This window comes from Stenotrophomonas sp. SbOxS2 (genome assembly GCF_013416715.1).
GTDB lineage: Bacteria > Pseudomonadota > Gammaproteobacteria > Xanthomonadales > Xanthomonadaceae > Stenotrophomonas > Stenotrophomonas lactitubi.
The window spans coordinates 329,210-349,573 of the sequence record NZ_JAAVXD010000003.1 but is presented as its reverse complement, the minus strand read 5'-3'; the positions used below and the strand labels follow the sequence as shown (position 1 = coordinate 349,573).

Sequence of the window (20,364 nt, the reverse complement as noted above, 5' to 3'; positions counted from 1 at the left end):
CTTCCCCGCGCCGGCGATCCCGCCGGCGCTGCCATTGAAGTGCCAGCAAGGATCAGTCCGTGGGCTTTTCGACGATCTTCATCCGCCGCCCGATTGCCACCTCGCTGTTGATGGCGGGCTTGTTGCTTCTGGGCATCCTCGGTTACCGCAAGCTGCCGGTGTCGGCGCTGCCGGAAATCGATGCGCCCAGCCTGGTAGTGACCACCCAGTACCCGGGCGCCAACGCCACCACCATGGCCTCGCTGGTGACCACGCCGCTGGAGCGCCAGTTCGGGCAGATCTCCGGGCTGGAACTGATGACCTCCGATTCCTCGGCGGGGTTGTCCACGATCATCCTGCAGTTCTCGATGGACCGCGACATCGACATCGCCGCACAGGATGTGCAGGCGGCGATCCGCCAGGCCACCCTGCCCTCGTCGCTGCCGTACCAGCCGGTCTACAACCGGGTGAATCCGGCCGACGCGGCCATCGTCACCCTCAAGCTGACCTCCGATACGCGGCCGCTGCGCGACGTCAACAACTACGCGGACTCGATCCTCGCCCAGCGCCTGTCGCAGGTGCAGGGCGTGGGCCTGGTGTCGATCGCCGGCAACGTGCGTCCGGCCGTGCGCATCCAGGTCAATCCGGCGCAGCTGTCCAACATGGGCCTGACCCTGGAAGAGCTGCGCAGCGCGCTCACCCAGGCCAACGTCAACGCGCCGAAGGGCTCGTTGAACGGCAAGACCCAGTCCTACAGCATCGGCACCAACGACCAGCTGGCCAGCGCCGCCGAATACCGCGACACCATCATCAGCTACAGGAACGGCCGCCCGGTGCGGCTGTCCGACGTGGCCGAAGTGATCGATGGCGTGGAGAACGACCAGCTGGCCGCATGGGCCGATGGCAAGCCGGCGGTGCTGCTGGAAGTGCGCCGCCAGCCCGGCGCCAACATCGTGCAGACCGTCGAGCGCATCCGCGCGCTGCTGCCGCAGCTGCAGGGCGTGCTGCCGGCCGACGTGCACCTGGACGTGTTCTCCGACCGCACCGAAACCATCCGCGCGTCGGTGCATGAAGTGCAGTTCACCCTGATCCTGACCATCGGCCTGGTGGTGGCGGTGATCTTCGTGTTCCTGCGCCGGTTCTGGGCCACGATCATTCCCTCGGTGGCGGTGCCGTTGTCGCTGGCCGGCACCTTCGCGGTGATGGCCTTTACCGGCATGTCGCTGGACAACCTTTCGCTGATGGCGCTGGTGGTGGCCACCGGCTTCGTGGTCGACGATGCGATCGTGATGATCGAGAACATCGTGCGCTACATCGAACAAGGCAAGAGCGGCAAGGAAGCGGCCGAGATCGGCGCACGCCAGATCGGCTTCACCGTGCTGTCGCTGACGGTTTCACTGGTGGCGGTGTTCCTGCCGCTGCTGCTGATGCCCGGCGTCACCGGCCGCCTGTTCCACGAGTTCGCCTGGGTGCTGAGCATCGCCGTGGTGCTGTCGATGCTGATCTCGCTGACGCTCACCCCGATGATGTGCGCCTACCTGCTCAAGCCCGATGCGCTGCCGGAGGGCGAGGACGCGCACGAACGTGCCGCTGCGGCCGGCAAACAGAACCTGTGGACGCGCACCGTCGGCCTGTACGAGCGCAGCCTGGACTGGGTGCTGGAACACCAGCCCCTCACCCTGGCCGTGGCCGCTGCCGCGCTGGTGCTTACCGTGCTGCTGTACGTGTTGATTCCCAAGGGCCTGCTGCCCGAACAGGACACCGGCCTGATCACCGCCGTGGTCCAGGCCGACCAGAACATCGCGTTCCCGCAGATGGAGCAGCGCACCAAGCAGGTGGCCGAAGCGCTGCGCAAGGACCCGGACGTGACCGGCGTGTCGGCCTTCATCGGTGCCGGCAGCATGAATCCCACGCTCAATCAGGGCCAGCTGTCGATCGTGCTGAAAGAGCGCGGCGAGCGCGATGGACTGGATGCGATCCTGCCGCGCCTGCAGAAATCCGTCGCCGGCATTCCCGGCGTGGCGCTGTACCTGAAGCCGGTACAGGACGTGACCCTGGACACCCGCGTGGCCGCCACCGAGTACCAGTACTCGCTGTCGGACGTGGACAGCGCGGAGGTGGCACTGCAGGCCAACCGCCTGACCCAGGCGCTGCGCCAGCGCCCGGAACTGGCCGACGTCGACAACAACCTGTCCAACCAGGGCCGCGCACTGGAACTGAACATCGACCGCGACAAGGCCAGTGTGCTGGGCGTGCCGATGCAGACCATCGACGACACGCTCTACGATGCGTTCGGCCAGCGCCAGATCTCGACCATCTTTACCGAGCTCAACCAGTACCGGGTGGTGCTGGAAGTGGCGCCGCAGTTCCGCACCAGCACCGCGCTGATGGAGCAGCTGGCGGTCGCCTCCAACGGCGCCGGCGCACTGACCGGCACCAACGCGACCAGCTTCGGCCAGGTCACTTCGTCCAACTCGTCCACCGCCACCGGTATCGGTGCGCAGAACACCGGCATCACCGTCGGTGCGGGCAGCATCATCCCGCTGTCGGCGCTGGCCGAGGCCAAGGTGTCCAGCGCGCCGCTGCTGGTCAGCCACCAGCAGCAGCTGCCTGCGGTGACGGTGTCGTTCAACGTCGCCCCGGGTTATTCGCTGTCCGATGCGGTCAAGGCCATCGAAGAGACCAAGGCCAGCCTGGACATGCCGGCGCACGTGCATGCGCAGTTCATCGGCAAGGCCGCCGAGTTCACCGGCAGCCAGACCGATGTGGTGTGGCTGCTGCTGGCGTCGCTGGTGGTGATCTACATCGTGCTGGGCGTGCTCTACGAGAGCTACATCCACCCGATCACGATCATCTCGACCCTGCCGCCGGCCGGCGTCGGCGCGCTGCTGGCACTGATGGTCTGTGGCCTGAGCCTGTCCGTGGACGGCATCGTCGGCATTGTGCTGCTGATCGGCATCGTCAAGAAGAACGGCATCATGATGGTCGACTTCGCCATCGAGGCGCGGCGCACCGGCGCCAACGCGCGCGAGGCCATCCGCCGCGCCTGCCTGCTGCGCTTCCGCCCGATCATGATGACCACCGCAGCGGCCATGCTCGGCGCGTTGCCGCTGGCGCTGGGCACCGGCATCGGCTCGGAACTGCGTCGCCCGCTGGGCATCGCCATCGTCGGCGGCCTGCTGCTGTCGCAGCTGGTGACCCTGTACACCACGCCGGTGATCTACCTGTACATGGAACGCTTCTCGGAATGGCTTGCACGTCGCCGTGAACAGCGCGCGCTGCGCGATGGCACGGTGCAGGAGCCGCAGGCATGACCCTGGTCCCGCACCTCCGGCGGGCCGCACGATGAATCTGTCCGGCCCCTTCATCCGCCGTCCGATCGGCACTGCCCTGCTGGCCATCGGCTTGTTCATGGTCGGCGTGATCTGCTACCTGCGGCTCGGCGTGTCGGCACTGCCGAACATCGAGATCCCGGTGATCTTCGTGCACGCCAGCCAGTCCGGTGCGGACGCAGCGACCATGGCCTCCACGGTGACCGCGCCGCTGGAGCGCCACCTCGGCCAGCTGCCGGGCATCGACCGCATGCGCTCGTCGAGCTCGGAAGGCAGCTCGCTGGTGTTCATGATCTTCCAGAGCGACCGCGACATCGATTCGGCCGCGCTGGACGTACAGACAGCGATCAATTCGGCGCAGGCCGACCTGCCCTCGGGCATGGGCTCGCCGATGTACCAGAAGGCGAACCCGAACGACGACCCGGTGATCGCCATCGCGCTGACGTCACAGACGCAGTCCGCCGATGAGTTGTACAACGTCGCCGACTCGCTGCTGGCCCAGCGCATCCGCCAGATCGGCGGTGTCGCCTCGGTGGATATCGCCGGTGCCTCGACGCCGGCGGTGCGCGTGGACGTCAACCTGCGCCTGATGAACGCGCTGGGACTGACCGCCGACGACCTGCGCAATGCCGTGCGCGCGGCCAACGTGACCTCGCCCACCGGCTTCCTCAGCGATGGCAACACCACCACGGCGATCATCGCCAACGATTCGGTCGCGCGCGCCGCCGACTTCGCCGATCTGGTGGTCAAGACCCAGGGCGATGGCCGGGTGATCCGCCTGAAGGACATCGCCAACGTCTACGACGGCCAGCAGGATGCCTACCAGGCCGCGTGGTTCGACCACAAACCGGCCGTGGTGATGTATGTGTTCACCCGTGCCGGCGCCAACATCGTCGAGACCGTGGACCGGGTGAAAGCGCAGATTCCCGCCTTGCGCGATTACCTGCAGCCGGGCACCACGATGACGCCCTACTTCGACCGCACCCCGACCATCCGGTCGTCGCTGCATGAAGTGCAGATCACCCTGCTGATCAGCCTGGCGATGGTGGTGCTGACGATGGCGCTGTTCCTGCGCCGGTTGGCACCGACGCTGATCGCTGCGGTCACCGTGCCGCTGTCACTGGCCGGTGCCGCGCTGGTGATGTACGTGATGGGCTTCACCCTGAACAACCTGAGCCTGCTGGCGCTGGTGATCGCGATCGGCTTCGTGGTGGACGATGCGATCGTGGTGATCGAAAACATCATGCGCCACCTCGACGAGGGCATGCCGCGGATGCAGGCTGCCTTCGCCGGTGCGCGCGAAATCGGCTTCACCATCGTCTCGATCACCGCCTCGCTGGTGGCCGTGTTCATCCCGCTGCTGTTCGCCAGCGGCATGATGGGCGCGTTCTTCCGCGAGTTCACCGTGACCCTGGTGGCGGCGATCGTGGTGTCGATGATCGTTTCGCTGACGCTGACCCCGGCGCTGTGCAGCCGCTTCCTCAACGCACACGACCACAAAGCTGCGCCGTCGCGCTTCGGTCGCTGGCTCGATGCCGGCCACGAGCGGATGCTGCGCGTCTACACCGTGTTCCTTGATTTCTCGCTGCGTCATGCGCTGCTGCTGTCGTTGACGCCGTTGATCCTGATCGGGGTCACCATCTTCCTGTTCGGTGCGGTGAAGAAGGGTGCGTTCCCGCCGCAGGACACCGGCCTGATCTGGGGCCGCGCCAACTCCAGTGCGACGGTGTCCTTCGAGGACATGGTCAGCCGCCAGCGGCGCATCACCGACATGCTGATGGCCGACCCGGCGGTGAAGACCGTGGGCGTACGCCTGGGCAGTGGCCGCCAGGGCTCCAGCGCACAGTTCAACGTCGAACTGAAGTCGCGCAAGGAAGGCCGCCGCGAAACCACCGCACACGCACTGGCACGACTGAGTGCGAAGGCCGACCGCTACCCGGACCTGCAGCTGCGCCTGCGCGCAATCCAGGACCTGCCCAGCAATGATGGTGGCGGCAACAGCCAGGGCGCGCAGTACCGCGTCTCGCTGCAGGGCAACGATCTGGCCGCGCTGCAGGAATGGCTGCCCAAGCTGCAGGCGGCATTGAAGAAGAACCCGAAGCTGCGTGATGTCGGCACCGACGTCGACAATGCCGGGCTGCGCCAGAACATCGAGATCGACCGTGCCAAGGCCGCGCGCCTGGGCATCTCGGTCGGCGCCATCGACGGTGCGCTGTACGGCGCCTTCGGCCAGCGCCAGATTTCCACCATCTACTCGGACATCAACCAGTACAGCGTGGTGGTCAATGCGCTGCCATCGCAGACCGCCACGCCCGCGGCGCTGGACGAAGTACATGTGCGCGCACGCAACGGCGAGATGGTGCCGATCACCGCGGTGGCCAGACAGGCGCCGGGCCTGGCGCCCTCGCAGATCACCCATGAAAACCAGTACACGACGATGGATCTGAGTTACAACCTCGCCCCCGGCGTCAGCATGGGCGAGGCCAAGGCCATCATCGACAGCACCGTGGCCGGCATGCGCATGCCCGGCGACATCCGCCTGGCCGATGACGCGGGCTTCGGCTTCAACTCCGACCCCAGCGACATGCTGATCCTGGTACTGGCGGCGATCCTCACCGTCTATCTGGTGCTGGGCATCCTGTACGAAAGCCTGATCCACCCGGTGACGATCCTGTCCACGCTGCCGGCAGCCGGCGTGGGTGCGTTGCTGGCGTTGTTCGGCACCAACACCGAACTGTCGGTGATCTCGATGATCGCGCTGGTGCTGCTGATCGGCATCGTCAAGAAGAACGCGATCATGATGATCGACTTCGCCCTGGTGGCGCAGCGCGAACATGGGCTGACTCCGCGCGAGGCGGCACGCGAAGCCAGCATCGTGCGTTTCCGCCCGATCATGATGACGACGATGGTGGCGATCCTGGCCGCGGTGCCGCTGGCGATCGGCCTGGGTGAAGGTTCGGAACTGCGTCGCCCGCTGGGCATCGCGATGATCGGTGGTTTGCTGTTCTCGCAGAGCTTGACCCTGCTCAGCACGCCGGCGCTGTACGTGATCTTCTCGTGCCTGGCCGAGCGCTGGAAGGCGCGGCGCGCGCGCAGGCGTGAAGCGAAGCTGCTCAGGCGCGCGCAGCGGGCGTAGCAAGGCCCATCCACGCATGGCGTGGATCTACTGCAATACCTGCCTCTGGTGGGTGCGGACCGTTGGTCCGCACCCCGATGGCATTTGACGCGCTGTAACGAAAAGAGAACAATTCTCATCCAGCCATGGTCCTGCGCCCCCTTGCGGCGCCCCGCTGCCGTTGCCGGCACGCCTGTGTGATCCCAGCCACCGACCTTTCCCCCCTGCATGGGCGGATGGCCCGTGGCCGCCCGCCGAGGATCTCCATCGATGTTGCCCATCCGCTCCCCCCGCCTGGCCGTGCTGGCCGTAGCGCTGTCCGCCGCCTGCACTGCCCACGCCGAATCCCCGGCCGAATCCCGCAGCGCCACCGATCTGGACGCAGTCAAGGTCATCGCCGAGCGTACCCACACCGAGGCTGGCGCCCTGGGCGATCGCGCCCTGCGTGATACCCCGTTTGCGATCACCGCGGTCGGCCGTGAGCAGATCGAACAGCGCCAGGTCGTGTCGCTGGGCGAAGCCTTCCTGCTCGACCCCTCGGTCACCACGCAGGTAAGCGCGTATGCCAGCGGCTGGAGCTCGCCGATCCGCAACCGCGGCATCGACCTGAACTTCGACAGCTACCGGGTCAACGGCCTGCAGGTCTCGTCCTGGGGCACCGAATGGCCGCTGGAAGTGATGGAACAGGTCGACCTGCTGAAGGGCCCCGGTGGGTTCCTGTACGGCTTCGGCGCACCTGGCGGCATCGTCAACTACATCACCAAGAAGCCGACCGAAGTACCGACCTTCTCCGCCCAGCTCGGCTGGCGCGAGCAGGGCATCGTCAGCGGCGGCATCGACGTCGGTGGCCGCTTCGGCAACGAGCAGATGTTCGGCTACCGCTTCAATGCGTACCAGGAGAAGGGCGAAACCTTCAACGGCGGCCATGTCGATCGCAAGGTCGGCGCGCTGTCGCTGGACGCGCGCCTGAGTGATGCGCTCACCTGGACCTTCGACGGCGTATTCCAGTCGCGCGACCTGCGCGAGGAATCACCGCAGTACTACTTCCGTGGCCTGACGTCGCTGCCGCGGCCGATCGCCGGCGATGTCGACAACAGCGTGCCTGGCACTTACTACGACACCCGTTCCAGCCTGCTGTCCACCGCACTGAACTGGCAGATCAACAGCGACTGGAAGGCCAGCCTGAGCTATGGCGTCACCACCTCGTGGAACGACGTCAACAAGATCTTCGCCTACATCGATGACCTCAACGGCGACTACGACGTCAATGTCTACGAACTCGGCGGCAAGAGCGAGTGGAAGCTGGCGCAGGCACTGGTGCAGGGCAGCTTCGGCACGGGCCCGCTGCGGCACCAGCTGGTGGCCGGCGTCAGCCACCAGACCGGGCTGGGCTGGGACCGTCCTTACGAGTTCAGCCTGATCGGCCGCGCCAACCTGTACCAGCGCCATGACATCCGCCACGACGCAGTCGGTTCGCGGGTGATGAGCCGCGGTGACGAGACCGTGCAGCAGGCCGTGTTCGTCAGCGACACCGTCGACCTCGGCCATGGCTGGTCGGTGCTGGCCGGTTGGCGCTACAACGATTTCGAGACCAAGGGCGCGTACCACACCTATCCGGTCACCCCGACCTATGCGGTGATGTTCAAGCCCAGCGAGGCCGTCACCCTGTATGCCAGCTACATCGAGTCGCTGGAAGCCGGCGGCCGCGTGGGCAACAGCTACGTCAATGCCGGCGATGTGCTCGACCCCACCATCAGCGAGCAGTACGAGATCGGCGCCAAGGTTGAAGCGGATCGCTGGAACGCGAACGTCGCTGCGTTCCGCCTGGAGCGCGGCGCCAACATCGATCAGCTGACCGATGCAGGCAAGCGCCTGGTGCAGGATGGCATCACCCTGTACGAAGGCATCGAAGCCAGCGCCGACCTGCACCTGACCGATGCGCTGACCGTCGGCGGTGGCGTGACCTGGCTGGACCCGACCTACGACAAGCTGTCCCCGGGCAGCGCGGCGCAGCAAGGCAACCGCACCGTCGGTGCTGCACGCTGGAGCGGCGTGCTGCACGCCACCTACCAGCTGCCGTGGGTGGACGGGCTGGAGACCTATGCCGCCGTGCGCTACTACGGCGATGTCTGGTATGACGCCGACAACACCCTGAAGCTGCCCGACTACACCCTCGTCAATGCCGGCATCGGCTACCGCCTGCTGGCCTCCGGCCATCCGGTGACCCTGCGTGCCAGCGTGGAGAACCTGGCCAACCGCAGGTACTGGTCCAATGCGGGCGTCGGCCTGCCGCGCACCTTCGCGCTGAGCGTGCGGTTCGACATGTAAGCAACCGGCAAACGGTAGTGCCGGCCGCTGGCCGGCTCCTCGCACCTTCGTCCGGGCTCATGAGGAGCCGGCCGGCGGCCGGCACTACCGGGTATCGAGCGGAAAATCATCCACGCATGGCGTGGATCTACCATTTCACGCGCGGCCCGCAATAATGGAGGTCGATCCTTCCGCCGAGCCTGCATGTCCGCACGCGAATCCCGCCTCAGCCGCCTGTGGGCCCACGAGAAGGCCAGCTATGGCCTGCGGGTGTTCATTGCCCTGACAGCGGCCCTGGCCGTGTGCTGGCACCTGGATGCACTGACCGCGCTGCCCGGCGTGTTCCTGGGCATCATCGCCAGCGCCATTGCCGAGACCGATGACAACTGGTGGGGCCGGACCAAGGCCGTGCTGCTGTCGCTGCTGTGCTTCTGCCTGGCGGCGGCCTCGGTGATCTGGCTGTTCCCCTGGCCGTGGATCTTCATCACGGCCTTGGCGCTGTCCACGTTCGGCCTGACACTGCTCGGCGCACTCGGCGAGCGCTACGCGTCCATCGCCCAGGCCACCGTCACCCTGGCCATCTACACCATGATCGGCCTGGAACAGCATGGCGCCCACGACCTGCACAGTGCGCTGGACGCGGTCAGCCACCTGCTGGCGGGTGCGGTCTGGTACGGGCTGCTGTCGATCCTGTGGACCACGTTGTTCGCCAACCGGCCGGTGCGCGAGCGCGTGGCGCGCCTGTACGTGGAACTGGGCCGTTACCTGCAGCTCAAGGCCGCTCTGTTCGAACCCGTGCGCGAGGCGGACCTGCAGCGCCGCCAGCTCGACCTGGCCGAGCAGAACCGCCGCGTGGTCGGTGCGCTGAACGAAGCGAAGACGGCGATCCTGGCACGCTTTGGCCGCTCCGGCCGGCCCGGCGTCAACTCCGGCCTGTACCTGCGCCTGTACTACATGGCACAGGATTTCCATGAGCGCGCCAGCTCCTCCCACTATCCGTATGGCGCGCTTGTCGATGCGTTCTTCCACAGCGACGTGCTGTACCGCTGCCAGCGCCTGCTGGACCTGCAGGGCCAGGCCTGTGCACGGCTGGGCGAAGCGATCCGGCTGCGCCGCCCGTTCGTCTACGGCGAGAGCAACCAGCAGGCTGGGCGCGACCTGGCCGATGCGCTGACCTACCTGCGCGACCAGCAACGCCCGCAGTGGCAGCGTCTGCTCGGCTCCCTGGACCTGCTGGTGCACAACCTGCGCAGCATCGAGCGCCGCCTGCTCGATGCCGAACGTTCCGAAGCCAGCCTGGACAACGTCGACACCCGTCTGCGCGACAGCAACCCGCACACCCTGCGCGAAATGGGCGTGCGCCTGCGCCAGCAGCTCACCCCGGGCTCGGTGCTGTTCCGCCATGGCCTGCGCATGGCGCTGGCACTGATCGCCGGTTTCGTTGCCATCCGTCTGTTCAACGCACAGAACGGCTCGTGGGTGCTGCTGACCATCGTGTTCGTGTGCCGGCCCAGTTTCGGCGCCACCCGCCAGCGCCTGGCCCAGCGCATCGTCGGCACGCTGGCCGGCCTGGTACTGACCTGGGCGCTGCTGCAGCTGTTCCCCCGGCTGGAGATCCAGCTGCTGATCGCGCTGCTGTCGGCGCTGCTGTTCTTCTTCACCCGTACCGACCGCTATCTGGTCGCCTCGGCCGCCATCACGGTGATGGCGCTGACCTGCTTCAACCTGATCGGCGACGGCTTCGTACTGATCGTGCCGCGCATGGTCGATACGATCCTCGGCTGCGCGATCGCAGCCGCCGCCGCGTTCCTGATCCTGCCGGACTGGCAGGGCCGACAGTTGCACCGCGTGCTGGCGCGGGTGCTGGATACCGCCGCCCGTTATCTGGAATCGGTGCTGGGTCAGTACCGCAGCGGCATGCGCGACGATCTGGCCTACCGCATCGCCCGCCGCGACATGCACAACGCCGATGCCGCACTGTCCACCGCTTTGTCGAACATGCTGCGCGAACCGGGCCACGTGCGTCGCAACCTCGATTCGGGTTTCCACTTCCTGGCGTTGTCCAACACCCTGCTCGGGCACCTGTCGGCGCTGGGTGCGCACCGCGACCAGGTCGACAGCTATGCGGGCGATCCACTGGCGCTGGCCGCTGGCGAGCGGGTGCGCAAAGCGCTGCAGCAGCTGGCGTCGGCATTGACTGCGCAGCAGCCGGTGTCGGAAGAAGACAACGATGCCGATCGTGCGGTGGCTGCGGAACTGGAACAGCTCGATGAGACGATGCCGCCGAAACTGCAGCTGATCCGCACGCAGATGGCGCTGGTGCTGCGGATGCTGCCGAAGGTGAGAGCGGCGGCGAATGGCGCGGTGCGTGGTTTGAGCTGACGGCATCCACGCATGACGTGGATCTACGGGTGCGGCTGACGGCCGTGCAACATCGTGTTGCGTCCACGGGGGCATTCCGATCACGCCCCGGCGCCGATACTGCCGTGTCGCCCACGCAGGATCTCCCCCATGAAGATCGAACTCAACGACCGCACCGCGCTGGTCACCGCCTCCACCGCTGGCATCGGCCACGCCATCGCACAGGGGCTCGCCGCCGCCGGCGCGCAGGTCATCCTCAACGGCCGCAGCGCCGACAGCGTGGAACGCGCGCGCCAGCGCCTGCTGGCTGCCCTTCCCAAGGCCAACGTGCTGGGCGTGGCCGCCGACCTGTCCGACGCCAGCGGTGTCGACACCCTGCTGGCCGGCCTGCCGGGGAAGGTCGACATCCTGGTCAACAATGCCGGCATCTTCGGCCCGCAGGACTTCTTCGAGACCGACGATGCCACCTGGGAGCAGTACTGGCAGACCAACGTCATGTCCGGCGTGCGCCTGTCGCGCGCCCTGCTGCCGGCGATGGTCGACGCCGGCTGGGGCCGCGTGCTGTTCATCTCCTCCGAATCGGCACGCAACATTCCGGCCGACATGATCCATTACGGCGTCAGCAAGACCGCGCAGCTGTCGCTGTCGCGCGGCCTGGCCAAGCGCGTGGCCGGCAGCGGCGTCACCGTCAATGCGGTGCTGCCCGGCCCGACGTTGTCCGACGGCTTCGCAACGATGTTCGAAGAAGAACGCGCGCGTAGCGGCAAGCCGCTGGAACAGATCGGCCGTGAGTTCGTGATGGCCCATCGTCCTGCGTCGGTGATCCAGCGCGCGGCCACGGTCGAGGAAGTGGCCAGCATGGTGGTCTACCTTGCCTCGCCGCAGGCGTCGGCCACCTCCGGCGCAGCGTTGCGGGTCGACGGCGGCGTGGTCGACGATATCGTCTGAGGTTCTCAGGTGTGCGGACCAACGGTCCGCACCCACCGTCCGTACCCAGGGGGTCTGAGTAGATCCACGCCATGCGTGGATGCATGCCGCCACGGTCCCGACAGATGGGCAGGAATGCTAGGCTGCGCCGGTCCAAGGAGGTTCCATGTCCGGTCACAACCAGTTCGCCCTGCTGCGCCAGCGCCGTTTCCTGCCGTTCTTCATCGTGCAGGGGTTGGGTGCCTTCAACGACAACGTATACCGGCAGGCGATCATCGGCCTGCTGTTCTACCTCGGCGTGGCCGAGAGCGAGCGCACGCTCTACACCAACCTGGCGCCGGCGCTGTTCATCCTGCCCTACTTCCTGTTCTCCGCCCTGGCCGGGCAGATCGCGGAAAAGCTGGAGAAATCGCGACTGATCGTGATCACCACCACCATGGAGATCGTGATCATGACGCTGGCCGCGGTGGGCTTTCTCGCCGAGAGCCTGCCGGTGCTGCTGGTGGCCCTGTTCTGCACGGGCCTGCAATCCACCCTGTTCGGTCCGGTGAAGTACTCGGTGCTGCCCTCGGTACTGCGCCCGGAAGAACTGACCGGTGGCAATGGCCTGGTCGAGATGGGCACGTCGATGTCGATCCTGACCGGCATGATCGTCGGCGGCCTGGTGTTCACTCTGGCCGGCACCCATGGCCCGATCGTGGCTGCCACGGCGGTCATCGCGCTGGCGATCTGCGGCAACCTGGCCGCGCGCATGATCCCCAAGGTCGATGCCGGCGCCCCTGATCTGAAGATCAACTGGAACCCGATCCCCGAATCGCTGGCCGTGCTGCGCATGGCCAGGAAACAGAAATCGGTACGCAACGCCATCCTCGGCGTGTCCTGGTTCTGGTTCGTCGGCACCATCCTCACCGCGCAGCTGCCGTCCTATGCGGTCACCAACCTCGGTGGCGAGCCCACCCTGTACATCTTCGCGCTGGCGCTATTCTCGGTCGGCACCGGCGTCGGTTCGCTGCTGTGCGAAAAGCTGTCGGCACGCACCGTGGAGATCGGCCTGGTGCCACTGGGCGCGTTCGGCATGACCGCGTTCCTGCTGGACCTGTACTTCGCACGCGCCGGTGAAGCCACCGCGCAGGGCCTGTCGGTCACCCAGTTCGTGCATCAAGCCGGCAGCATCCGCATCATCGTCGACCTGCTCGGCATCGGCCTGTTCACCGGTTTCTTCGTGGTGCCGCTGTTCGCATTGATCCAGAGCCGCACGCCGAAGTCGGAGATGTCGCGCGTGTTCGCCGCGCTGAACATCCAGAACTCCGGCTTCATCGTCGCAGCGGCGGTACTTGGCCTGCTCACCCAGCGCCTGCTCGGCTGGACCATCCCGCAGCTGTTCCTGGCATTGGCCATCGCCAACGCGGTGGTAGCGATCTACATCTTCACCATCGTCCCCGAATTCCTGATGCGTTTCCTCAGCTGGGTGATGGTGCGCACGCTGTATCGCCTGCGCCCGCATGGCATCGAGGGCAACGTACCCGATGAAGGTGCCGCACTGCTGGTCTGCAACCACGTCAGCTACATGGACGCGCTGATTTTGTCGGCGACGATTCCGCGTCCGGTGCGATTCGTCATGTACTACAAGATCTTCAACATCCCGGTGATGCGCTGGATTTTCCGCACCGCCAAGGCGATTCCGATCGCCGGTGCGCGCGAAGATCCTGCGCTGATGCAGCGTGCGTTCGATGAAGTCGATGCCGCACTCGCCGAGGGCGAACTGGTGTGCATCTTCCCGGAAGGCGCGCTGACCCGCGACGGCACGATGGCACCGTTCAAATCCGGCGTGGAGAAGATCCTCGAACGCCGCCCGGTACCGGTGGTACCGATGGCCCTGCGCGGCATGTGGTCGAGCATGTGGAGCCGCCGCGATACCCGCCTGGGCCGCATGCGCGTACCGCGCCGGTTCCGGGCGACCGTGGAGGTGGTCGCGGCACCGGCGGTGAATGGCCATTCGACCGATGCTGCCACCCTGGAAGCCCAGGTCCGCACCCTGCGCGGCGACCTCGCCTGACGCAATCGCCCCTTCCGTGAGGCGATGACGGTACGCTGCATACGCCCCCGTCCAAGGGCCATACGAGGCCTGACGGGGCTGAAAACGCATACATGCGTCGCCGGTTGCGGTAGATTACGCACCCACAGGGGGGAGGTTCGGCCTGTCTATGACACGCCGACCGCCAAGGAATGGAGTCTTGCTTTGAATCAACCGCCACCGCTCAGCCGTCCGGTCTACATCCCCAACCATCTGGTCTGGGCGATCCTGACGACGCTGTTCTGCTGCCTGCCGTTGGGCGTGGTGTCGATCGTGTATGCCGCCCAGGTCGATGGTCGCCGCGCGGCCGGTGACCTGCCGGGGGCCTATAGCGCGTCGCGCAAGGCGGGCTGGTGGGCGGTGGCTTCGGCCGTCGCTCTGCCGGTCCTGTTGCTGTTGTGGTTCGGGCTGTTCGGCGGCTTGGCCGTGCTGGGCGCTCTATCCGACCTTTGATTCACCACCACCACCCATCGAGGAGCTTGAACCATGAACACCAGTACCCCGCAGGTCCCCAACAATCTGGTCTGGGCCATCCTGTCCACCCTGTTCTGCTGCCTGCCGGCCGGCATCGTGTCGATCGTCTACGCCGCCCAGGTCAACGGCAAGCTGGCTGCTGGCGACGTCGCCGGTGCCCGTGATTCGGCCGACAAGGCCAAGAAGTGGGCCATGTGGTCGGCCATCGCCGCCGTCGTCGTCATGGTGCTGTACTTCATCGTGATCATGGCCGTTGGCGGCCTGGGCGCCCTGAGCGGCGGCAACGGCAGCTACTGATGCCCGCGACGGGGTCCGGCCACGCGCCGGATCCCGCTCCTGCATGTCCGCACTTCCCGCTCGTTCCCGCCTGGCCCGCTGGGCCCCGCTGCTGGCCGCTTCCGGCCTGGCTGCGGGTGCCGCCGTGGTCCTGCGCCACGTCAATCCGTATGTCTCCGGCAATCCGCTGCCGGGCTGCCCGCTGTATGCACTGACCGGCTTCTACTGCCCCGGCTGCGGCAGCACGCGCTGCCTGTATTCACTGGTCCACTTCGACCTGCCCGGCGCGATGGCGATGAACCCGTTGCTGGTCATCAGCCTGCCCTTCCTGTTCCTGATGCTGCTCAACACAGCCGGCGTGCGCCCGCGCGTGCTCAATCCGCTGATGCGGGTACTGGCCAGTCCTACGTTCTGGCTGTGGCTGCTGCCTGGCTATGCCGTGCTGCGCAACCTGCCGTGGGCGCCGTTCACTGCGCTGGCTCCGGTGTAGTTTCCAGCCAACGGCGCAGCCCCTCGTGGTGGTCGTTGAAGGCAGAAGCCGTTGGGGTTGGCCGGGCGGGTGGGCTGCGCAGGGGCGCCGTAAACCCATCCATGGGGGCTCGGGCGCGCCATCCATGGCGCTTACGCCCCTGCGCAACCCACCCGCCCGGCCACAGACAATTTCCGTGCGCGTCCACCACGCAAGAAAAAGAGAAGATCAAAAGCGGAAGCGGGTCGCTGCGTTCGGCATCCACGCATGGCGTGGATCTACCGTGTGGACCAAGGTCGACACCTACCAACAGCCGCCGGAACCTGTCGGGGGTGGGGCGGTGTGGGGCTGCAGGACCGTTGGCGCCATGGATGGCGCCATCGAGCCCCCATGGATGGGTTTACGGCGTGTCCTGCAGCCCCACACCGCCCCGCCCAACCCTCAGCAACCCAGAGCCGCTGTTGCTGTTGCTGTTGCTGTTGCTGTTGCTGTTGCTTTCAGCGGGTGCAGGGCTGCAAGCCCTGCAAAGCAACTAGGTCACCCAGCCTGCTATCACCAGCACGGCAAGCGCCGCCAGCCACAGCAGCAGCATCCGCCACACCAGGCTCATCGCATCACGCAGGTCCGGCAGCCGCTGCCACACCGGCAGCAGGCCGGCTTCGGTGTAATCGTGTGCATCTTCGCGCAGTTCGGCATTGACGCTGGCACGCGCCACCGCGCCCAGGAAACCAATGTCGCCGGCCAAGCGCTCACCATGCGCCTGGCGCCATGCCTTCCAGGCGGTGTCGAAGTTGCCCACCAGGGCCATCGAGAACGCCATCAACTGGGCCACCGGCCACTCGATCCAGCCCAGCAGCCGCTGCGCCAGCGCCAGCGGTTCCACCGTCACGCGCGCGCGCATCGGGCTTTCCGCCATCAATGCCAGCAGGCGATAACCGAGCGCACCCACCGGGCCCAGCAGCAGGAACCAGAACAGCACCGCGAACCAACGCCGCAGTGCGTTCAGCACGGTCGCCTCGACCAGCGAAGGAACATCCTCGCGCAGGCTGCCACCGGCCGACTGCAGGTTGCGTACCGCTGCCTGCCGGGTCGGTGCATCATCGGCATCGATGATCGCTTCGATGTCGCGGTCCAGATCCCGCGGGCCCCAGCACCAGGCCAGCACGGCCACGCCCAGCAGCAGCGCCGGAAGGCCGAACAGCACCCCGCGCAGCAGCCAGGCAACCAGTGCCATCAGCAGCAGTGGCGGTACGATCGCCAGCGCCACGCCGGCCGCTCCCTGCCAGGTACGACCACCGCGCGCGTCCAGCCAGCCCAGCCAGCGCCGGAAGCCGTCGAAACGGCGCAGCGACGCGGCAGCGGCCGGGGCGACATGGCCAAGGGCCAGTGCCACCAACACGGCGACCAGGGTGGTGAACATGGCAGGTCTCCCTACGAGCAAGCGTTCGGCGTCGCTACCTTACCTGTCGCAGCGCCGCCGTCAGCGGTGAACCGTACTGTAACCGGCAGCGTGTTCAGGTGGCGGCAATGCTGGCGCCGCCGGACGCCGGTTGCTGGCGGTACCAATGCTCGATCAGGCCCCGCGAAATGGAGATCGGCGGCGACAGACGGATGCCTTCACCATCGTCCTCGACGTCACGTGCGAGGGCAGCTCCCACCTCTTCGGCGCTGAACCAGCGCGCGTCTTCCAGCTCCCCATCCACGGTCGGCACGTCGTCCTGTGCCTGCGCCCGGAAACCGACCATCAATGCACCGGGGAACGGCCAGGGCTGCGAGCCCAGGTACTGGCAGGCGGTCACCCGCACCTTGCTCTCTTCGTGCACTTCGCGCGCTACGGTCTGTTCGAAGGTCTCGCCCGGCTCGACAAAGCCGGCCAACACCGAATAGCGGCGCGGCGCCCAGTTGGACTGGCGGCCCAGCAACAGCCGTCCCTGGTTTTCCACAGCGACGATCACTGCCGGATCAACGCGCGGGTAGTGCTCGGTCGCGCACTGCGGGCAGCGGCCGACGAAGCCGCCACGGGCGAACGTCACGGCCGTGCCGCAGACGCCGCAGAAGCGGGTGCGCGACTGCCAGTAGGACATGCCGCGGGCATAGCTGAAGGCGGTCGCATCGGCTACGGTCCACAGCAGTGCGGCCTGGCGCAGATCGAGCCGGCGTGGCGCGGTGACCGTCACGCTGGCAGCTTCCACCGAGAACCACGCCTGCTCGCCACGCAGGCCGAGGAAGATGGCGACACCGGGCCCGCCACCGACATCAGCGCCGGTCAGCGCCAACGGCTGGTCGTCATCACCGGTGAAGGCGGTGCCGTCCTGGTCCAGGACAAGAATGCGCGCATCCGGCCACAGGCGCGCCAGAGCATCGGCATCTTCGCGCATGGCATCGGCGCGCTCCAACGGTTCACCCACGAAGGCAAAACCGGAAAGCGGCGAAGGAGAAGTGAGCATCCAGCTAGCCTGCCGCCAATCGATGCGGGTGGCAAGGTCGGCACTGTGCGCAATCTGCTGTTGTGGTTGCAGGACAGGCCATCCACGCATGGCGTGGATCTACCGAAGGCACCGCGCGGGGCGCATGCCCCACGCCCTGCAATTACATGCTGAAACTGCTGCCGCAGCCGCAGGTGGTCTTGGCGTTCGGATTGCGGATCACGAACTGCGCACCGGTCAGGCTCTCGGTGTAATCCACCTCGGCGCCCATCAGGTACTGCAGGCTGAGCGGATCGACCAGCAGGGTGACCCCGCTGGTCTGCACCGCCAGGTCATCGCCGGCACGGTTCTCATCGAACTCGAACCCGTACTGGAAGCCCGAACAGCCGCCACCCTCGATGTACACCCGCAACGACAGGTCGGGGTTGCCCTCGTCCTGGATCAGTTCCTTGACCTTGGCCGCAGCGGCCTCGGTGAAGTTCAGCGGCCGATCCAGCGACTGGTAGTCGGGCGCGGCGGCCGGCGTGGCGCCGGGGAGGGAGACGAGCGTGTTCATGGGCTCAGCATGGGGGCGCAGGCGGTGGCTTTCAAGCCATCGCCTCGGCCAGCTTGCGGCGCGCGGCGGTGTCGCCCTTGCCGTCACCGGCGTCCTGGCTCTCCGGCGCTGGCAGGGCCTGCATCGGGGCGCTGGCATGGATCAGCCGGCCGTTCAGCTGGGCGCCCGCATTCATTTCCACCACCTGGTAATGAACGTTGCCGTTGACCCGGGCACTCGGGGTCAGTTCGACCTTCTCGGTGGCATGCACGTCACCGTCCAGGCGGCCACTGATGACCACCACCTGGGCGCGGATCTCACCCTCGATGACGCCATGCTCGGCGAGGGTCAGGGTCGCCGCGCTGGCGCCCTCCTGGGCAATCACCTTGCCGTGGATGCGACCTTCCACGTACAGGCCACCACTGAATTCCACATCGCCACGGATCACCACCTGGTTGCCGATCAGGGCATCCACCACCAGTTGGCCATCACGGCTGGATTTGCTGCTTCCGAACATCTGCCTACTCCCCTTTGCTGGCCGGTGCGCCGGCCTGTTTCCAGTCGAATACCTGCGTGGTGCCCCCCGCACCACTCCCCAATGTCACCTTCACCCGTTGCGGGGTGAAGTCAGCCGGCAGCATCACGCTGCCGGTGAGCTGCTGGAAGTACCGGAACGAGTAATCCTGTCCCGGCACCTTGCTGCGCTGGTGCAGCTCGTCCCAGCTGATGGTGGCCAGCTTGCCGTTCTTGACGCCTTCCACCGTGAAACGCATCTGCCCCTGGCTGATCGCGCCCCGGTTGAGGTTCTGGGTCAGCACCACGCTGTACTGCCAGGTGCCGGCCGATTCCGGGCTGAATTCAATCGAATGGGTGTTCAGGCCCTTGCGCTGGCTGGTCGAGCCCACCAGGCGTTCGTAGAAGGCGACGTCAGCGCGCAGGCCGGCGATCTCTTCGTCGCGCTCGGCCAGCGAAGACTGCACTTCGTTGTTGGCGGCGCGGCTGATGCGGTCCGACGCTTCCAGCGTGGCCTGCTTCTGCTGCAGCTCGGTCAACTGGGTCTGCAGGGTATCGGCGCGCTTCTCGGCAACCTGCACGCGCTGGCCCTGTTCACCGCGCGGCGCACCCAGCCAGCAGCCACCCAGCACCGCAAGCACCAGGCTCAGCAGCCAGATGCCCGCGATCACCAGCAGGCGACGGCGGTCGGCGGGGGGTTGCGGTGCACCGGGAAGGCGGACCTGCACACGCATGGGAGGGCGGTTGTTCATGGGTAGTCTCCGTGGCATCGCAGTGGCGACGCCAGTACGGCCCCTGGGGCAAACGACGGGCTAGTGTATGACAGGAACGGCAGGTTTCCCCCTTGCCGGCCGGCACCGAGCGGTGGCATTCAGCCACTCCATCGTCGATAGTGTGGCACCCCGCACAGTTCCGCCGCCGGAGCCCGCCATGACCGAAGCCCACCTGTTCGTGATCGGCATCCTGCTGGCCTGGCTGGCCGGCATCCGCGTCTACCTCACCGTATTCGGCGTCGGCATTGCCGGCCTGCTCGGCTGGGTCGACCTCCCACCGGCACTGCAGGCCACCGAATCGTGGTGGGTGCTGGGCACGTCGGCGGTGCTGGCCATCGCCGAATTCTTCGCGGACAAGATTCCCGGCGTCGATTCAGCCTGGGACCTGGTGCAGACCCTGGCGCGCGTACCCGCCGGTGCCTTCCTCGCAGCAGCGACATTGTCGCCCGATGGCGATCTGGGCACCGGTGCACTGGTGGCCGGCGCGGGCGTTGCACTGGCCAGCCACGGCCTGAAGGCCGGCACCCGCGCCCTGCTCAACACATCGCCGGAGCCGGCCAGCAACTGGGTCGCCTCGGCGGCCGAAGATACCGTGGTGATCGGCGGGCTGGCGCTCGCGCTGGCGCATCCATGGATCGCACTGGTGGTGGTGCTGGCCTGCAGCCTGGCCGGTGCATTGCTGGTCTGGCTGGTCTGGCGCACCCTGTGGAAAAGCGTGCGCTGGTTGGCACGTGGCGGCAGCGACGACGGACAACGGCAACCCGGTACCGGCTGATCGGCGGGCTTGTCGCATAATGGCCGCG

The 20,364-nt window shown here is 66.8% G+C and carries 15 protein-coding genes; 10 read left to right on the top strand and 5 right to left on the bottom strand.

Going from position 1 to position 20,364, the window contains the following annotated elements; all coding sequences use genetic code 11:
- Window positions 1–59: 59 nt before the first annotated feature.
- The 9 genes from HFK18_RS06750 to HFK18_RS06710 all read left to right on the top strand — a co-directional run bounded on the left by HFK18_RS06750 (window position 60) and on the right by HFK18_RS06710 (window position 15,335).
- Window positions 60–3,293 carry an efflux RND transporter permease subunit gene (locus HFK18_RS06750; protein WP_180165252.1) on the top strand — a complete coding sequence of 1,078 codons (3,234 nt, stop codon included), beginning with the start codon at window positions 60–62 and terminating at the stop codon, window positions 3,291–3,293.
- 31 nt (window positions 3,294–3,324) lie between these two features.
- A complete protein-coding gene (locus tag HFK18_RS06745; RefSeq protein WP_180165250.1) occupies window positions 3,325–6,447 on the top strand; it encodes an efflux RND transporter permease subunit in 3,123 nt (1,040 codons plus the stop codon).
- 249 nt (window positions 6,448–6,696) lie between these two features.
- Window positions 6,697–8,754, top strand: a complete 2,058-nt coding sequence (locus HFK18_RS06740; RefSeq protein ID WP_180165248.1) for a TonB-dependent receptor — start codon at window positions 6,697–6,699, stop codon at window positions 8,752–8,754.
- Window positions 8,755–8,937: 183 nt separating this feature from the next.
- Window positions 8,938–11,115 (top strand): YccS family putative transporter, encoded by a 2,178-nt coding sequence (yccS, locus tag HFK18_RS06735; RefSeq protein WP_100462181.1) that lies wholly within the window; start codon window positions 8,938–8,940, stop codon window positions 11,113–11,115.
- 129 nt (window positions 11,116–11,244) lie between these two features.
- The gene (locus tag HFK18_RS06730) at window positions 11,245–12,042 is read left to right on the top strand and encodes an SDR family oxidoreductase (RefSeq protein WP_180165246.1); all 798 of its coding nucleotides are present in this window, start codon (window positions 11,245–11,247) and stop codon (window positions 12,040–12,042) included.
- A 145-nt stretch (window positions 12,043–12,187) separates the two neighbouring features.
- Entirely contained in the window at window positions 12,188–14,077 is a 1,890-nt protein-coding gene (locus HFK18_RS06725) for an MFS transporter (protein WP_180165244.1), read from the top strand.
- 183 nt (window positions 14,078–14,260) lie between these two features.
- Window positions 14,261–14,548, top strand: a complete 288-nt coding sequence (locus HFK18_RS06720) for a CD225/dispanin family protein (RefSeq protein WP_089237339.1) — start codon at window positions 14,261–14,263, stop codon at window positions 14,546–14,548.
- A 33-nt stretch (window positions 14,549–14,581) separates the two neighbouring features.
- On the top strand, window positions 14,582–14,866 hold the full coding sequence (locus HFK18_RS06715; RefSeq protein ID WP_100462178.1) for a CD225/dispanin family protein: 285 nt from the start codon (window positions 14,582–14,584) through the stop codon (window positions 14,864–14,866).
- Window positions 14,867–14,909: 43 nt separating this feature from the next.
- Window positions 14,910–15,335, top strand: coding sequence for a DUF2752 domain-containing protein (locus HFK18_RS06710; RefSeq protein ID WP_180165242.1), 426 nt, complete (start codon window positions 14,910–14,912; stop codon window positions 15,333–15,335).
- A 511-nt stretch (window positions 15,336–15,846) separates the two neighbouring features.
- Here HFK18_RS06710 and ampE read toward each other — a convergent pair.
- The 5 genes from ampE to HFK18_RS06685 all read right to left on the bottom strand — a co-directional run bounded on the left by ampE (window position 15,847) and on the right by HFK18_RS06685 (window position 19,540).
- Window positions 15,847–16,734, bottom strand: a complete 888-nt coding sequence (ampE, locus tag HFK18_RS06705; protein ID WP_180165240.1) for a regulatory signaling modulator protein AmpE — start codon at window positions 16,732–16,734, stop codon at window positions 15,847–15,849.
- Window positions 16,735–16,828: 94 nt separating this feature from the next.
- A complete protein-coding gene (gene nudC, locus HFK18_RS06700) occupies window positions 16,829–17,761 on the bottom strand; it encodes an NAD(+) diphosphatase (protein WP_089237348.1) in 933 nt (310 codons plus the stop codon).
- Between the two features lie 142 nt (window positions 17,762–17,903).
- A complete protein-coding gene (gene erpA / locus HFK18_RS06695) occupies window positions 17,904–18,296 on the bottom strand; it encodes an iron-sulfur cluster insertion protein ErpA (protein ID WP_025874631.1) in 393 nt (130 codons plus the stop codon).
- Window positions 18,297–18,327: 31 nt separating this feature from the next.
- A complete protein-coding gene (locus tag HFK18_RS06690) occupies window positions 18,328–18,792 on the bottom strand; it encodes a polymer-forming cytoskeletal protein (RefSeq protein ID WP_089237350.1) in 465 nt (154 codons plus the stop codon).
- Between the two features lie 4 nt (window positions 18,793–18,796).
- A complete protein-coding gene (locus HFK18_RS06685) occupies window positions 18,797–19,540 on the bottom strand; it encodes a DUF6776 family protein (RefSeq protein ID WP_089237352.1) in 744 nt (247 codons plus the stop codon).
- A 178-nt stretch (window positions 19,541–19,718) separates the two neighbouring features.
- Here HFK18_RS06685 and HFK18_RS06680 point away from each other — a divergent pair, with 178 nt between their 5' ends.
- Window positions 19,719–20,336 carry a DUF4126 domain-containing protein gene (locus tag HFK18_RS06680; protein ID WP_100553815.1) on the top strand — a complete coding sequence of 206 codons (618 nt, stop codon included), beginning with the start codon at window positions 19,719–19,721 and terminating at the stop codon, window positions 20,334–20,336.
- Window positions 20,337–20,364 lie beyond the last annotated feature (28 nt).